The following is a 13,713-nucleotide window of genomic DNA, read 5'->3' as shown; positions in this document are numbered from 1 at the left end:
TTTACTTTTCCCTTACGCCTGCTCCGCCTCTTCCCCTTCGCCCTGCGGTCGACAACGCGCCGGGATCAGCATCGCCGCCGCCAGCGCCAGCAACGACACCAACGCCGACGCCAGGAACACCCAATGCAGTGAAGCCGCCACCTGCTGGATCAGCTGCGCCAGCGCTTCGCTTCCCATGCTCTGCCGCACCGCCGGCTCCATCAGCCGCTGCACCGGATCGTCAACCTCCGGCAAACGCCACTGCAGGTTGAGGTTCAGCGTGGCGCCCAAAATCGCAGTGCCGATGGCCGAACCCACCATGCGGGTAAACACCGTACAGGCGGTGGCGATGCCGCGAATGCTGTAATGCGCCGCGTTCTGCACCGACACTAAAAACGTGGTGTTGCACAACCCCATGCCGGCGCCGACCATAAACGCCGCCACCCGCCCCCACAGCAGGCCGCCGGTCGGCTGCAGCATCAGCAGGATCAGGCCGCCCGCCACCAACAGCAGCGCACCCAGCAACGCCGTCGCGCGGTACGAGGTCATCAGCATCAAACGGCCGCTCAGCGTGCTGGCCAGCGGCCAACCGATCGACATCAGCGCCAGCGTGGTGCCCGCCTCCAGCGGCGAGCCGCCCATTACGCCCTGAATGAAAGTAGGCAGGAAGGCGCTGATGCCCATCATCGCCGCGCCGATCACCAGCCCGCCGATGTTGCCGGCGACGATCACCCGGCTTTGCCACAGCGCCAGCGGGAACAGCGGTTCGACCGCGCGCCGCTCCTGGCGGACAAGCAGTGCCAGCGACGCCGCCGCCAGCGCGAGCAACGGCGCCACCCACCATCCCAGGCTTTCCATCTGCAACAGCGCCAGCAACAGCGCCGAAACGAACAGCGTCAGCCAGGCGGTGCCCGCCAGATCCAGCGCGTGCCGCCGCAGCTGCTGATGCGCCGGCAGATAGCGCCAGAGGAAAAGCATCGCCAGCAGGCCGATCGGCAGGTTGACCCAGAAAACCAGCGCCCACGGCAGGTGCTGCACGATAAACGCCCCCAGCAGCGGGCCGATGATCGCCGACACGCCCCACACGCTCGACAGGTAGCCCATCACCTTCGGCCGCTCGGTGGCGCTGTAGATGTCGCCGATGATGGTGGAGGCGATCGGCATGATGGCGCCGGCGCCCAGCCCCTGCAGCAGACGGAAGCCGATCAGCCAATACATGTCGGGGGCGAAGCCGCACAGCACCGATCCCAGCAGGAACAGCGTGGCGCCGAAGAAGAACACCCGCTTGCGGCCGTAGAGATCCGCCAGCCGGCCGTAGATGGGAATGGTGATCGCCTGCGCCAGCAAATAGACCGCGAACACCCAGCCCAGCAGCGAAAAGCCGCCGAGATCGCCGATGATGGTCGGCATGGCGGTGGCGACGATGGTGGCTTCGATGGCCGACATGAACATCGCCAGCATGCAGGCGATCAGGATCAGCGGGCGGTGGGCGATGGGTGCGGGTGAAACGTTATTTGTCATGGCGTTATGCAGGCTTCCTGGCGTTTTTATTTTCCTTGAGTATATCAGCAAGCGTCTGCGCCGAGTCTATCCGCCCTCACATCCTGCCTTTGCCGGCGGCGAATCGCACCATTTGGACTTATTGTTACGGCGTAACGTTTTGCTGCGGATTTTTTTTACTTTCCACGCATCCCAGCGCTGACGCGGTCTGCGGCGCCAATCTGGGCAAACTCAATCAGCTGATTTTGTTCATAAAACTTGGCACGCTCAACGACAGGGTGCTATACCTTCCCTAGCCGGCGCCTTTGGGCTTCGTGCTTTCTCGGGTTTAAATATCAGTATCTTATGCTGATTAACTCACGTATTGAGCCTACGTTCAGCACGCTGTGCCGAACGCACCCTTCGCTCAATCTCGCTAACCTCATGCGAAACGCCCGTTTTGTACCGCCACGCCCGCCGGGCAGTGGGTAACAATCAGAGCGGAATGCGCCGCCTATCGGCCGCTCCGCGCAACGGAGGACGCAACATCATGCACAAGTCAGCGCCATACCGGCGCCTGCTCCTCGGGAGCCTGCTGTTTATCGCCGTCGTCGCGCTGCTGGTTTACGGCATCGGCTGGGAAACCCTCAAGTCGCGCCGGGAAGATTTGATTTACCTCGGCCAGCAGCACATGTTCCTGGTGGCGTGCTCCATGCTGCTGTCGCTGCTGGTCGGCATTCCCAGCGGCATCCTGCTGAGCCGCCCTTTCGCCCGCCGCTGGGCGGAGCACGTGATGCAGATCTTTAACGTCGGCAACACCCTGCCGCCGCTGGCGGTGCTGGCGCTGGCGATGGTGATCATCGGCATCGGCGACCGGCCGGCGGTGGTGGCGCTGTTCCTCGCCTCGCTGCTGCCCATCGTGCGCAATACCTATGCCGGCCTGCGTTCGGTGCCGCCGGCGCTGGTCGAGGCCGCCAACGGTATTGGCATGACCGCCGGGCAGCGGCTGCGCCAGGTCGAACTGCCCAACGCCCTGCCGGTGATCTTCGCCGGGGTGCGCATCGCGATGGCGATCAACGTCGGCACCGCGCCGCTGGCGTTTTTGATCGGCGCCAGCAGCTACGGCGAACTGATCTTCCCCGGCATCTACCTGAACGACTTCCCGACGCTGATCCTCGGCGCCGCCGCCACCGCGCTGATCGCCCTGCTGCTCGATCTGGCGCTGGCCGGTCTCGGCCGCCGGCTCAGCCCGCACACCGCATCCTGATGGGAGAAACGCGATGACTCGATGGTTACAACGCCTCCGCCACGCGCTGCTGTTCTCCTTGCTGATGACCGGCGCGGCCGCCTGGGCCGCCCCGCTGACGCTGGCGAGCAAGAACTTTACCGAACAGCGCATTCTGTCGGCGATCACCGTGCAATACCTGCGGGCCAAGGGTTTTCAGGTCGAACCCAAGACCAATCTGGCCACGGTGATCACCCGCAACGCCATGATCAACAAACAGATCGACATGACCTGGGAATACACCGGCACCTCGCTGATCATCTTTAACCACATCAATAAGCGCATGACGCCGCAGGAAACTTACGACACGGTGAAAAAGCTCGACGCCAAACTCGGCCTGGTGTGGCTGCAGCCGGCGGACATGAACAACACCTACGCCTTCGCCATGCAGCGCCAGCGCGCGGAAAAAGAGCAGATTCGCACCATGTCGCAGCTGGTGGCCAAAGTGGAACAGGTGCGTAAAACCGACCCGAAACACAACTGGCTGCTGGGGCTGGATCTGGAGTTTGCCGGCCGCTCGGACGGCCTGAAGCCGATGCAGGCGCTGTACAACATGCCGCTGGATCGCCCGCAAATCCGCCAGATGGATCCCGGCCTGGTCTACAACGCCATCCGCGACGGCTTCGTCGACGCCGGGCTGGTGTACACCACCGACGGCCGGGTGAAAGGCTTCGATCTGCAGGTGCTCGAAGACGACAAGGGTTACTTCCCGAGCTATGCGGTCACGCCGGTGGTGCGCGCCGACGTGTTGCAAAACACGCCGGGGCTGGAAGAGGCGCTGAACACGCTGTCGAAACAGTTCAACAATCAGGTGATCACCGAGCTTAACGCCAGGGTGGATATCGACTACCAGACGCCGCAACAGGTCGCCGATGCGTTCCTCAAGCAGCGCGGCCTGATATAGGGAGGCATGATGAATACCATACTTTACGCCTGGCAAAACTGGGCCTATATCGCCGGATTGACGCTGGAACACCTGCTGCTGGTCGGCATCGCCGTCGGCCTGGCGATCCTGATCGGCGTGCCGCTCGGCGTGCTGATCGTCCGCCATAAATGGCTGGCGACGCCGGTGCTGAGCCTGGCCACGCTGGTGCTGACCGTGCCCTCCATCGCCCTGTTCGGGCTGATGATCCCGCTGTTTTCCTTAATCGGCCACGGCATCGGCTACGTGCCGGCGATCACCGCGGTGTTCCTTTACTCGCTGCTGCCGATCGTGCGCAACACCCACACCGCGCTCGACAACCTGCCCGGCGGGCTGCGCGAAGCCGGCCGCGGCATCGGCATGACGTTCTGGCAACGCCTGCGCTGGGTGGAGATCCCGGTGGCGCTGCCGGTGATCTTCGGCGGCATCCGCACCGCCGTGGTGATGAATATCGGCGTGATGGCGATCGCTGCGGTGATCGGTGCCGGCGGCCTCGGCCTGCTGCTGCTCAACGGCATCAGCAGCAGCGACATTCGCCAGTTGATTACCGGCGCCGTGATGATCAGCCTGCTGGCGATCGTCCTCGATTGGTTATTGCACCGCTTGCAAATTGCGCTAACGCCCAAGGGGATCCGCTCATGATTAAATTGGAAAATCTGACCAAACAGTTCATGCAAAAGAACGGCACGCCGTTCAACGCCGTCGACAACATCAATCTGGACGTGCCGGAAGGCGAAATCTGCGTGCTGCTCGGCCCTTCCGGCTGCGGCAAAACCACCACGCTGAAGATGATCAACCGCCTGATCGAACCCACCGGCGGCACCATTCTGGTCAACGGCGAAGACACCAGCGCGCTGGATACCGTCAGCCTGCGCCGCAAAATCGGCTACGTCATCCAGCAGATCGGCCTGTTTCCCAACATGACCATCGAGGAGAACATTACCGTGGTGCCGCGCATGCTGGGCTGGGACAAAAAACGCTGCCACGATCGCGCCGAGGAGCTGATGAGCATGGTGGCGCTGGATCCCAAGCGTTTTTTGCACCGCTACCCGAAAGAGATGTCTGGCGGGCAGCAGCAGCGCATCGGCGTGATCCGCGCGCTGGCGGCCGATCCACCGGTGCTGCTGATGGATGAACCCTTCGGCGCAGTGGATCCGATCAACCGCGAAACCATCCAGAACGAGTTTCTCGACATGCAGCGCCAGCTGAAAAAGACCGTGATGCTGGTGAGCCACGACATCGACGAAGCGCTGAAGCTCGGCGATCGCATCGCGGTGTTCCGCCAGGGCAAAATCGTGCAGAACGCCAGCGCCGATGAGCTGCTGGCGCGGCCGGCCAACGACTTCGTCGCTTCCTTTGTCGGCCAGGATCGCACGCTGAAGCGCCTGCTGCTGGTGCAGGCCGGCGACGTGGCCGATCAACAGGAAACGGTGACGGTGCGGCGGGAGACGCCGCTAGTGGAAGCGTTCGGGCTGATGGACGATATCGACGCCCGCTCGGTGACGGTGGTGGACGCCGACGGCAAGCCGCTGGGGTACGTCAAGCGCCGCGAGGCGCGCGGCGCGCCGGGCGTCTGCGCCGACAGCCTGCACCATTTCCGCGTCACCGCCCGTGCGGAGGAGAACCTGCGCGTGGTGCTGTCGAAGCTGTACGAGCACAACACCTCCTGGATGCCGATCGTCGATGAAGACGGCCGCTACAGCGGCGAAATCTCGCAGGATTACATCGCCGACTACCTCAGCTCCGGCCGCACGCGCCGGGTGCTGACGCCGCAATAACCCACGCCGGGGCGCTCGCCGCCCCGCCCCACGCCGCAGTTTGCTAAAGATTCACTGGTCATCGGCCGGAGCGCCAAGCACAATGCGCTGATGACCCTTTGATTTTTCTCACGACGCCGCCCACGCATGAAAAGATTGGTCCACCTGCACCACTATCGCGCCCTGTTGCGCAGCCTGTTTATCGCCGTGTTCATCGGCGTCGCCGCCGCCCTGGCGGTGTGGCTGTTCCACCGTTCAATGATTGGCCTCGAGTGGCTGCTGCTCGGCAATGCCGACGGCAGCCTGGTGGCCGCCGCCGCCGCGCTGCCCGGCTGGCGGCGCGCCCTCACTCCGGCGCTGGGCGGGCTGGCGGCGGGCCTGCTGCTTTATATGCATCAGCGCTACCGCCACCAGCGCCCGGCGGCGCCCACCGACTATATGGAAGCGATCGAGACCGGCAACGGCAAGCTGGACACCGGCGCCAGCCTGGTGAAGTGCCTGGCGTCGCTGCTGGTGGTGTCGAGCGGCAGCGCCATCGGCCGCGAAGGCGCGATGATCCTGCTGGCGGCGCTGGTGGGCTCGCTGTTCGCCCAGCGCTTTACGCACGAGAAAGAATGGAAACTGTGGGTGGCCTGCGCCGCCGCCGCCGGGATGGCCAGCGCCTATCATGCGCCGCTGGCGGGCAGCCTGTTTATCGCCGAGATCCTGTTCGGCACCCTGATGCTGGCCTCGCTCGGCCCGGTGGTGATCGCCGCGGTCAGCGCCCTGCTGATGACCAACCTGCTCAACGGCGGCCAGGCGCCGCTCTATCTGGTGACGCCGCTCGCCGCCCCCTTGCCGACGCAATACCTGCTGATGGCGCTGGTCGGCGTGGTGGCCGGCGCCGGTGGGCCGCTGTTTTTATGGCTGATGACCGCCACCGGCCATGCCTTCCGCTCGCTGCGGTTGAAGCCGCCGTTGCAGCTGGCGCTGGGCGGCCTAATCGTCGGGCTGCTTTCTCTGCTGTTCCCGCAGGTGTGGGGCAACGGTTACAGCGTGGTACAGGCGCTGCTGATCGCGCCGCCGGGGGTATTGCTGCTGGGGGCGATCCTGGTGTGCAAACTGTTGGCGATCCTCGCCAGCAGCGGGTCGGGCGCGCCCGGCGGGGTCTTCACCCCGACGCTGTTCGTCGGCGCCGCGCTCGGTTCGATCATCGGTCAACTGTTTGGCCTGTGGCCGGGCATGGATGCGGCGGTGCCGCTGCTGCTGGCGCTGACCGGCATGGCCACCCTGCTGGCCGCCACCACCCATGCGCCAATCATGGCGGCGCTGATGGTGTTTGAAATGACCGGCGAATACGCGCTGCTGCCCGGCATTCTGCTCTCGTGCGTGATCGCCACCACCGTGTCGCGCGGCCTGCGGCCGGTGTCGGTGTATCACTCGGCGCCGCCGCCCAAACGCGAGGCTTAGAACTCGCCCTGCTGCAGGATTTTCCTGAACTGCGGGCACTGCAGGTGCTCGGGTTCAGGGCAATCGACCATGTGGCGCAGCCCGTCGCGCACCTGCATCAGGCGTTGGATATGGCGATCCAGTTCATCCGCCCGCGCCGCCAGCAGCCCGCGATCGAGCGCTATCTTGCCCCGTTCGTCAAACAAGGCGCTCATCTCGTCCAGCGTAAAACCGGCCAGGCGCGCCAGCGCGATCAGCCGCAGTTGGTCAAGCACGCCGGCGGCGTATTGGCGGCGCAAACCGTGGCGGCCCGTCGACGCGATCAGCCCTTTCTTCTCGTAATGCCGCAGCGCGGAAGGCGCGACTCCGCTCAGGCGCGCCACCGCGCCGATATCCAGTTCTTTTGCCATTGACTTGAAGCCGACTTTAAGTTGCACACTGTGCGCACATTATCACGTCACTGAGCCAAGGACACCCTATGACCCCCGATCTGTTAGTGCGCATCCTGTTAACCGGCGCCGGCGCCACCCTCTGTATGGATCTGTGGGCGCTGCTGCTGAAGCGGCGCTTCGACATCCCTGCTCTCGATTATGCGCTGGTGGGCCGTTGGTTTCTCGGCATGTTCGACGGCCGCTGGTTTCACGCCACCATCGTTACGGCGCCGCCGCGCCGGGGAGAGAGAGAAATCGGCTGGATATTGCATTACGCCATCGGCATCGCGTTTGCCTTTATCCCGCTCGGGTTGGCGGGCAGCGAGTGGTATGCGACGCCGGAGCCGCTCATCGCGCTGTTGAGCGGCTGGCTGAGCCTGACGGCGCCGTTTCTGGTGATGCAGCCCGCGCTGGGCTTTGGCGTGGCGGCGGCGAAAACCGCCTACCCACGAAAATCGCGGCTCCTCAGCCTGCTCACCCACACGGTGTATGGGCTGGGCCTGCTGATCGCCGCCCGGCTGTTGGCGACGCTCTGCGTCTGAACGGACTTACAGCAGCGTGGAAATATCGAGGTAGTGCGCCAGTTCGCGCTGCTCCGCGCGCGGCAGATACGGAATTTCACCCAGCAGCGGCGCGGGAATGCGCTGCTGCAGCGCCGCGATGGTTTCGGCATAGTGCGCCAACCCCGGGTTGATGCGGTTGGCCACCCAGCCCAGCAGCGGCAGGCCGTCGTTGATGATCGACTGCGCGGTCAGCAGCGCGTGGCTGACGCAGCCCAGTTTGATGCCCACCACCAGCACCACCGGCAGCTGTTCCTGCACCACCCACTCGGCGTAAGGCCGCAGATCGTTCATCAGCACCCGCCAACCGCCGCTGCCTTCCACCACCACCGTATCGGCTTTGGCGGACAGATCGCGCAGACCGCTGCTCATCACGCCATAGTTGATGTCCTCGGTTGCATGCGCGTGAAACACCTCATCCAGGCAGGTGATGGGATTGATCTCCTCGTAGGACAGCGGCAGGGTTGAGGTGGCCTGCAACACCAAAGCGTCTTTATTGCGGATGCCCTCACTGGTTTCCTGGCAGCGCGCGGCGATCGGCTTGTAGCCGGCCACCGAACGGCCATCGGCGGCCAGCGCCTGCATCAACCCGCGGGAAACCACGGTTTTACCGACGTCGGTATCCGTGCCTGTCACAAATAAACGCTTCAACATGAATAAAATGCCCCAGAATGCCCCGTTAACAATGTGTCGCCGCACCGGCGGCGAAGAAGTCTTGCGGAAAAATTCTAGGGGATGCGCCCTCATAGGGGCTTGAGGTAGCTCAATCTTTTGCGGGATTAATAAGAAGTTCTGATGTTAGCCCTGCAGCAGCTGCACCAGCAATGAACCGTTGTACAGCGCCTCTTTCACCAGCGCCGCGCCGGGCATGGTGCCCTGATTGAAGAACTGCGTGGATTCGACCTTGACCTGCTCGCTGTAGGCCGGCAGCGCCTGCTGACGAATGCAGGAGGCGATGGCCGGATGCAGGATCTCCGCCGCGCGGTTGAGCGGCGAGCCCACCAGGATCTTCTCCGGATTGAACAGGTTGACCATGATAGCCAGAATGCGCCCCACGCTGTGGCCGACGCCGAGGATGATGTCCCGCGCCAGCTGATCGCCCGCCAGTGCGGCGTCGCACAGTGATTCGACGGTCAGCGGCGCGCCGTGCAGGCTGGAGCTCATCGAGCCGCTCAGCCGCTGCTGGGCGATCTCCAGCATGTTCTCGATGCTGGCCACGGTCTCGAGACAGCCGTGGTTGCCGCAGTAGCAGCGTTTGCCGTAAGGATCGACCTGGGTGTGGCCGATCTCCACCACGCTGTGGCTGCCGGCGTGCAGCACATGGCCGCCGGTGATCACCCCGGCGCCGACGTTATGGTCGATCACCACCTGAATGACGTTCTGGCTGCCGCGCGAGGCGCCGTACAGCGCCTCGGCCATGGTCCAGGCGCTGATGTCGTGCTGCAGGTAAACCGGCAGGCCGGTGCGGGTTTCCAGCGCCGGGCCGAGCGGCATCTCCAGCACGTCGTAAAACGGCATGCGGTGCACCACGCCGGACTGCACGTCGATCATGCCCGGCAGCGTGATGGCGATCGCCGTCAGCCGCTCCAGCTTGCTTTGATGGCGGATAAAGAATTGATCGACTTCGGTCAGGATGCGTTTCAACAGCGGTTCGGGGTGTTCGGCCGCCAGCGGCAGCAGCTCCTCCACCACCAGTTTGCTGCTGAGATCGCGCAGCGCCAGCGTGATGCTGCCGCGGCTGATGCGGGCGGACAGGTAATGCCAGGCTTCGGTGTCCAGCACCAGGCCCACCGCCGGGCGGCCCCGGCTGCCGATTTCCTGGTACTCGGTTTCCTTGACCAGGTGGGCTTCCAGCAGTTCGCGCACGATCTTGGTGATGCTGGCGGGCGCCAGCTGCGCGCGTTTTGACAGTTCGATGCGCGAAATCGGGCCCAGTTGATCGATTAGCCGATAAACCGCCCCCGCATTAGTCTGTTTGATTTGATCGATATGCCCAGGCTGCCCAACCGCAATCACAAACCTGCTCCTACTATTTTTCGCGCTTCTAAATAAAGACTAGGGGTTATGGTGGGGCTTTTGTCATACAGCGTCAACTATTTGATTCGTTATGTGATTTGCTGCACAAATTCCTCGCAATTTCAGCGTGAATCGAGTTTTATTTACCCGGTTTCGGCGTCATTTGAGCATCAACGCCATCAGCGCCTGCGCCGCAGCGGTCAGCGGCCGCCGGCGGTGATGCACCAGCCACACTTCGGTGGTGGCGTCCGGCTCCGCCAGCGGCAGATAGCGCACGCCGTCCACCCGCACCCGGGCGAAAGAGGCCGGCAGAATCGACACCCCCAACCCGGCGGAAACCAGCCCGATAATGGTCATCGCTTCGCCCACTTCCTGGGTGATGTACGGAGTTATGCCGGCCTTGCCGAGCAGCAGCAGAATTTCGTCGTACAGCGCGGTGCCGACTTCACGCGAGAAGAACACGAACGGCTCCTGCGCCAGATGTTGAAACCGCAGCGCGCCGCCGGGCGCTTCCGCCAGCGGATGCCCTTGCGGCACCACCGCCACCAGCGGTTCGCGCAGCAGCAGCTGATAGTGAAGCGCCTCCGGCAGCCGCGTGTTGCGCATCACCCCCAGATCCAGCTCACCGTTCAGCAGCGGTTCGATCTGCTGTTTGGTGTTGATTTCGCGCATTTTGATATGCACCTGCGGCGAGTGCTGACGAAAGGCGCGCAGGCTGCGCGACACCACGCCGATAAAGGGCGCGGAAGAGGTAAAGCCGATGGTCATTTCCCCCAGTTCGCCGCGATCCAGACGCGCCGCCTTTTCCGCCGCGCGCCCGACCTGATCGAGCACCTGATAGGCTTCTTTGAGGAACATCTCCCCGGCCTGGGTCAAACTGACGTTGCGGTTGTTGCGCGCCAGCAGCCGCGCGCCGACCATCTCCTCCAGCGCCTGGATTTGCTGGCTGAGCGGCGGCTGGGAGATGCGCAGCCGCTCGGCGGCGCGGCCAAAATGCAGCTCTTCCGCCACGGCGATAAAGTAACGCAGGTGTCTCAATTCGATATTCATATTTAAAACATCTTAATTTGAATTATTAATATATTAGACAAAAAAATCGCCGCTCCCTATCATTTTGTTATCTGCAAAGTGTCTGTTTATCTCCCCGAAGTTCGGTAAGGAAACGCTGTGACAACCCCTGTGCGTTCTGCGGCCGCGATGCCGTCGACGCTGGCCGCCAACGATGACGCGGCCGCTGCGCCAAAAATAAAACGCTCCACCCTCAACAACAAACTCCCCTACATCGAACGCGGCACGCCGCAGTTTATGCGCGTAACGCTGGCGCTGTTTTCCGCCGGGCTGGCGACCTTCGCGTTGCTTTACTGCGTGCAGCCGATCCTGCCGGTGCTGTCGCAAGATTTCGGCGTCTCGCCGGCGGAAAGCAGCCTGTCGCTTTCGGTCTCCACCGGCCTGCTGGCGATCGGCCTGATGTTTACCGGGCCGCTGTCCGACGCCATCGGCCGCAAATCGGTGATGGTGGTGGCGTTGCTGCTGGCGGCGGTCTGCACGCTGATCTGCGCCTTTATGACCAGCTGGCACGGCATTTTGCTGATGCGCGCGCTGATCGGCCTGTCGCTGAGCGGCGTGGCGGCGGTCGGCATGACCTATCTCAGCGAAGAGATCCATCCCAGCTTCGTCGCCTTCTCGATGGGGCTGTATATCAGCGGCAACTCGATCGGCGGCATGAGCGGCCGCCTGGTGACCGGGGTGTTGACCGACTTCTTCTCCTGGCGCGTGTCGCTCGGGGTTATCGGCCTGTTCGCCCTCGCCGCCGCCTGCATGTTCTGGCGCATCCTGCCCGCCTCGCGGCATTTTCGCGCCAGCTCGCTGCGCCCGCGCACCCTGCTGATCAATTTCAAACTGCATTGGCACGATAAGGGCCTGCCGCTGCTGTTCGCGGAAGGTTTCCTGCTGATGGGCAGCTTCGTCACCCTGTTCAACTACATCGGCTATCGCCTGCTGGCGGATCCTTACCACCTGAGCCAGGCGATCGTCGGCCTGCTGTCGGTGGTATACCTCACCGGCTCCTACAGCTCGCCCAAGGCCGGCGCGCTCACCTCGCGCTTCGGGCGCGGCCCGGTGCTGCTGGCCTCGATCGTGATTATGCTGATCGGGATCCTGATTACCGCGCTGCCGCAGGTGCCGGCGATCTTTATCGGCATGATGCTGTTCACCGCCGGCTTTTTCGCCGCCCACTCGGTGGCCAGCAGCTGGATCGGCCGCCGCGCGCGCCGCGCCAAAGGCCAGGCGTCGTCGCTGTATCTGTTCTGCTATTACGTCGGCTCGAGCGTGGCCGGCACCCTCGGCGGCGTGTTCTGGCACAGTTTCGGCTGGAATGGCGTGGCGGCGTTCATCAGCCTGATGCTGCTGCTGGCGCTGGTGGTGGTGCATTACCTGAAACGCCTGCCGGAAGCGGCGCGCCTTTGAAGAGAAAAAGCCGCGGTGGTTTGCCGCGGCTTGTCATGCCAGTGCCTGTGATTATTGACCGGTTTTCCAGCGGGTGCGCAGGTACTCCACCGCCTTATCCGTTTGCGGCTCAGTCAGATAGCGTTGCCGGAACAGGATGGTTCCCCCCATTCCCGGCAGGCTTTCGTTGAGATCGAGCTGCCTTTTCAGTTCGGGAACGCCGCCCTCGACGGCCCAGGCCGGCTCACCGGCGGCAGGCGTGCCTACTTTATACAGCGCCACCCCGGCATAGAGCCGAACCGACGTGCCTTTCACCACCTCGGCCCACCAGTTGGCCAGCACGTCGTAGCGGACAATTTCGCGATCAAAAGGCCAATACAGCTGCGGTGCGATGTAATCGAGCAGCCCCAGTTTTACCCACTGGCGCGTATCGGCATAGGCCGTATCATACGATGGCGCGCCTGCCCGCGTCGCCGAACCGTCAGGATCGTCCGCTTTGTTTCGCCATACGCCCGCCGGACTGACGCCAAACGCAACCTCGGGCTTCAATGCTTTGACGGCGGCTGACACCTGTTTTATCAATTGCAGCGTGTTGTCTCTGCGCCAGGCGGCTTTGTCTGCAAATCCTTTGCCGTATGCGCGATACGTTCGTTCATCATCCAGCGGCGATTGCGGCGTTTCGTAATAGAAATAATCGTCAAACTGAATGCCGTCGACCTCATAGTTTTTGACTATTTCAGCCACCACGCCGGTGATCCAGTTGCGCACGTCGGGCAGGCCGGGGTCGAGCACGAAGCGCTCGTTGGCGGTGCGTATCCAGTCGGGATGCAGCGCATAGACGCTGGCCGGCGGCGACTGCAGCGTATGATTGAGTGCCTCAATCGTCTGTGGGCGGGTATTCATGGAAACCCGATAAGGGTTCAACCAGGCATGCACCTTGATGCCGCGCCGGTGCGCTTCTTGCAGCATAAAGGCCAGCGGATCATAGCCGGGATCCTGGCCAACGGTGCCGGTCAACACCTCAGACCAGGGCAAGATGTTTGAGCGCCACAGGGCCGTGCCGTCCGGTTTAACCTGAAAATAGACCGTGTTAATCCCGGTTTTCACCATCTCGTCCAGCGCGTCCGTCAGCCCCTGTTTCTGCTGGCAAACCCGCTCTTGCGCGGTTTCCGCCTTCAGGGAGGCCGCCGGCGGCCAGTCCAGGCCAATGACCGTGGCCAGCCAGATGCCCCGCATCGGTGTTATCGGCGGTGTCGGCCGCGGGGGCTTCTCCGGTTCGGGTGGCTTGGCGCATCCGCTCACGCCCAGCATGGCGACCATCAACAGCCATCCGCCTAATTTTGTTGCGTCTGTCGGCATCCTGATTCTCCTTCCGTGAGTGACGGTTATCCCATGTCGTTACGTGCAGAGC

General features: G+C 63.3%; 13 protein-coding genes. 7 read left to right on the top strand and 6 right to left on the bottom strand.

Annotated elements, in window-relative coordinates; translation table 11 throughout:
• Positions 1-12 precede the first annotated feature (12 nt).
• Positions 13-1,500, bottom strand: a complete 1,488-nt coding sequence (locus ABTW55_RS23105) for an MDR family MFS transporter (RefSeq protein WP_049234454.1) — start codon at positions 1,498-1,500, stop codon at positions 13-15.
• Positions 1,501-2,008: 508 nt separating this feature from the next.
• Here ABTW55_RS23105 and ABTW55_RS23100 point away from each other — a divergent pair.
• From ABTW55_RS23100 to clcB, 5 genes are all read left to right on the top strand, one after another.
• The gene (locus ABTW55_RS23100) at positions 2,009-2,725 is read left to right on the top strand and encodes an ABC transporter permease (protein ID WP_033638459.1); all 717 of its coding nucleotides are present in this window, start codon (positions 2,009-2,011) and stop codon (positions 2,723-2,725) included.
• A gap of 64 nt (positions 2,726-2,789) precedes the next feature.
• Entirely contained in the window at positions 2,790-3,647 is an 858-nt protein-coding gene (locus ABTW55_RS23095) for a glycine betaine ABC transporter substrate-binding protein (protein ID WP_230199626.1), read from the top strand.
• 9 nt (positions 3,648-3,656) lie between these two features.
• On the top strand, positions 3,657-4,307 hold the full coding sequence (gene osmW / locus ABTW55_RS23090; RefSeq protein WP_039566299.1) for an osmoprotectant ABC transporter permease OsmW: 651 nt from the start codon (positions 3,657-3,659) through the stop codon (positions 4,305-4,307).
• Complete coding sequence (gene osmV, locus ABTW55_RS23085; protein WP_033638454.1) at positions 4,304-5,443, top strand: osmoprotectant ABC transporter ATP-binding protein OsmV; 1,140 nt, start codon at positions 4,304-4,306, stop codon at positions 5,441-5,443. The genes osmW and osmV overlap by 4 nt, the downstream gene beginning before the upstream one ends.
• Positions 5,444-5,569: 126 nt before the next feature.
• Complete coding sequence (gene clcB / locus ABTW55_RS23080; protein WP_033648226.1) at positions 5,570-6,871, top strand: voltage-gated ClC-type chloride channel ClcB; 1,302 nt, start codon at positions 5,570-5,572, stop codon at positions 6,869-6,871.
• On the opposite strand, the gene ABTW55_RS23075 is transcribed toward clcB, so the two are convergent.
• Positions 6,868-7,260 carry a helix-turn-helix domain-containing protein gene (locus ABTW55_RS23075; RefSeq protein WP_033648225.1) on the bottom strand — a complete coding sequence of 131 codons (393 nt, stop codon included), beginning with the start codon at positions 7,258-7,260 and terminating at the stop codon, positions 6,868-6,870. The two genes, clcB and ABTW55_RS23075, sit on opposite strands and share 4 nt — an antisense overlap.
• A 68-nt stretch (positions 7,261-7,328) precedes the next feature.
• Here ABTW55_RS23075 and ABTW55_RS23070 point away from each other — a divergent pair, with 68 nt between their 5' ends.
• Positions 7,329-7,823, top strand: a complete 495-nt coding sequence (locus ABTW55_RS23070) for a DUF2938 family protein (protein ID WP_060420906.1) — start codon at positions 7,329-7,331, stop codon at positions 7,821-7,823.
• 6 nt (positions 7,824-7,829) lie between these two features.
• Here ABTW55_RS23070 and bioD read toward each other — a convergent pair whose 3' ends face one another.
• From bioD to ABTW55_RS23055, 3 genes are all read right to left on the bottom strand, one after another.
• Positions 7,830-8,495 carry a dethiobiotin synthase gene (bioD, locus tag ABTW55_RS23065; protein ID WP_033638445.1) on the bottom strand — a complete coding sequence of 222 codons (666 nt, stop codon included), beginning with the start codon at positions 8,493-8,495 and terminating at the stop codon, positions 7,830-7,832.
• Positions 8,496-8,639: 144 nt separating this feature from the next.
• Complete coding sequence (locus tag ABTW55_RS23060; RefSeq protein WP_033648222.1) at positions 8,640-9,857, bottom strand: ROK family transcriptional regulator; 1,218 nt, start codon at positions 9,855-9,857, stop codon at positions 8,640-8,642.
• Between the two features lie 159 nt (positions 9,858-10,016).
• Positions 10,017-10,907, bottom strand: coding sequence for a LysR substrate-binding domain-containing protein (locus ABTW55_RS23055; protein ID WP_060420903.1), 891 nt, complete (start codon positions 10,905-10,907; stop codon positions 10,017-10,019).
• Between the two features lie 147 nt (positions 10,908-11,054).
• On the opposite strand from ABTW55_RS23055, the gene ABTW55_RS23050 reads away from it, so the two are divergent.
• The gene (locus tag ABTW55_RS23050) at positions 11,055-12,323 is read left to right on the top strand and encodes an MFS transporter (RefSeq protein WP_181423073.1); all 1,269 of its coding nucleotides are present in this window, start codon (positions 11,055-11,057) and stop codon (positions 12,321-12,323) included.
• 51 nt (positions 12,324-12,374) lie between these two features.
• On the opposite strand, the gene ABTW55_RS23045 is transcribed toward ABTW55_RS23050, so the two are convergent.
• Entirely contained in the window at positions 12,375-13,661 is a 1,287-nt protein-coding gene (locus ABTW55_RS23045) for a glycoside hydrolase family 10 protein (RefSeq protein ID WP_060420899.1), read from the bottom strand.
• Between the last annotated feature and the right edge of the window lie 52 nt (positions 13,662-13,713).

The sequence above is a fragment of the Serratia sp. SM04 genome, from assembly GCF_040280225.1.
In the GTDB taxonomy this organism is placed as follows: Bacteria; Pseudomonadota; Gammaproteobacteria; order Enterobacterales; family Enterobacteriaceae; genus Serratia; species Serratia sarumanii.
The sequence above is the reverse complement of the archived record's forward strand: the minus strand, read 5'-3'. Positions and strand labels throughout refer to the sequence as shown.

Excerpts from the sequence above, each read along its gene's own strand:
- ABTW55_RS23105 (WP_049234454.1), bottom strand. The coding sequence starts at position 1,500 with ATGACAAATAACGTTTCACCCGCACCCATCGCCCACCGCCCGCTGATC.
- ABTW55_RS23100 (WP_033638459.1), top strand. The coding sequence starts at position 2,009 with ATGCACAAGTCAGCGCCATACCGGCGCCTGCTCCTCGGGAGCCTGCTG.
- ABTW55_RS23095 (WP_230199626.1), top strand. The coding sequence starts at position 2,790 with ATGACCGGCGCGGCCGCCTGGGCCGCCCCGCTGACGCTGGCGAGCAAG.
- osmW (WP_039566299.1), top strand. The coding sequence starts at position 3,657 with ATGAATACCATACTTTACGCCTGGCAAAACTGGGCCTATATCGCCGGA.
- osmV (WP_033638454.1), top strand. The coding sequence starts at position 4,304 with ATGATTAAATTGGAAAATCTGACCAAACAGTTCATGCAAAAGAACGGC.
- clcB (WP_033648226.1), top strand. The coding sequence starts at position 5,570 with ATGAAAAGATTGGTCCACCTGCACCACTATCGCGCCCTGTTGCGCAGC.
- ABTW55_RS23075 (WP_033648225.1), bottom strand. The coding sequence starts at position 7,260 with ATGGCAAAAGAACTGGATATCGGCGCGGTGGCGCGCCTGAGCGGAGTC.
- ABTW55_RS23070 (WP_060420906.1), top strand. The coding sequence starts at position 7,329 with ATGACCCCCGATCTGTTAGTGCGCATCCTGTTAACCGGCGCCGGCGCC.
- bioD (WP_033638445.1), bottom strand. The coding sequence starts at position 8,495 with ATGTTGAAGCGTTTATTTGTGACAGGCACGGATACCGACGTCGGTAAA.
- ABTW55_RS23055 (WP_060420903.1), bottom strand. The coding sequence starts at position 10,907 with ATGAATATCGAATTGAGACACCTGCGTTACTTTATCGCCGTGGCGGAA.
- ABTW55_RS23050 (WP_181423073.1), top strand. The coding sequence starts at position 11,055 with ATGCCGTCGACGCTGGCCGCCAACGATGACGCGGCCGCTGCGCCAAAA.
- ABTW55_RS23045 (WP_060420899.1), bottom strand. The coding sequence starts at position 13,661 with ATGCCGACAGACGCAACAAAATTAGGCGGATGGCTGTTGATGGTCGCC.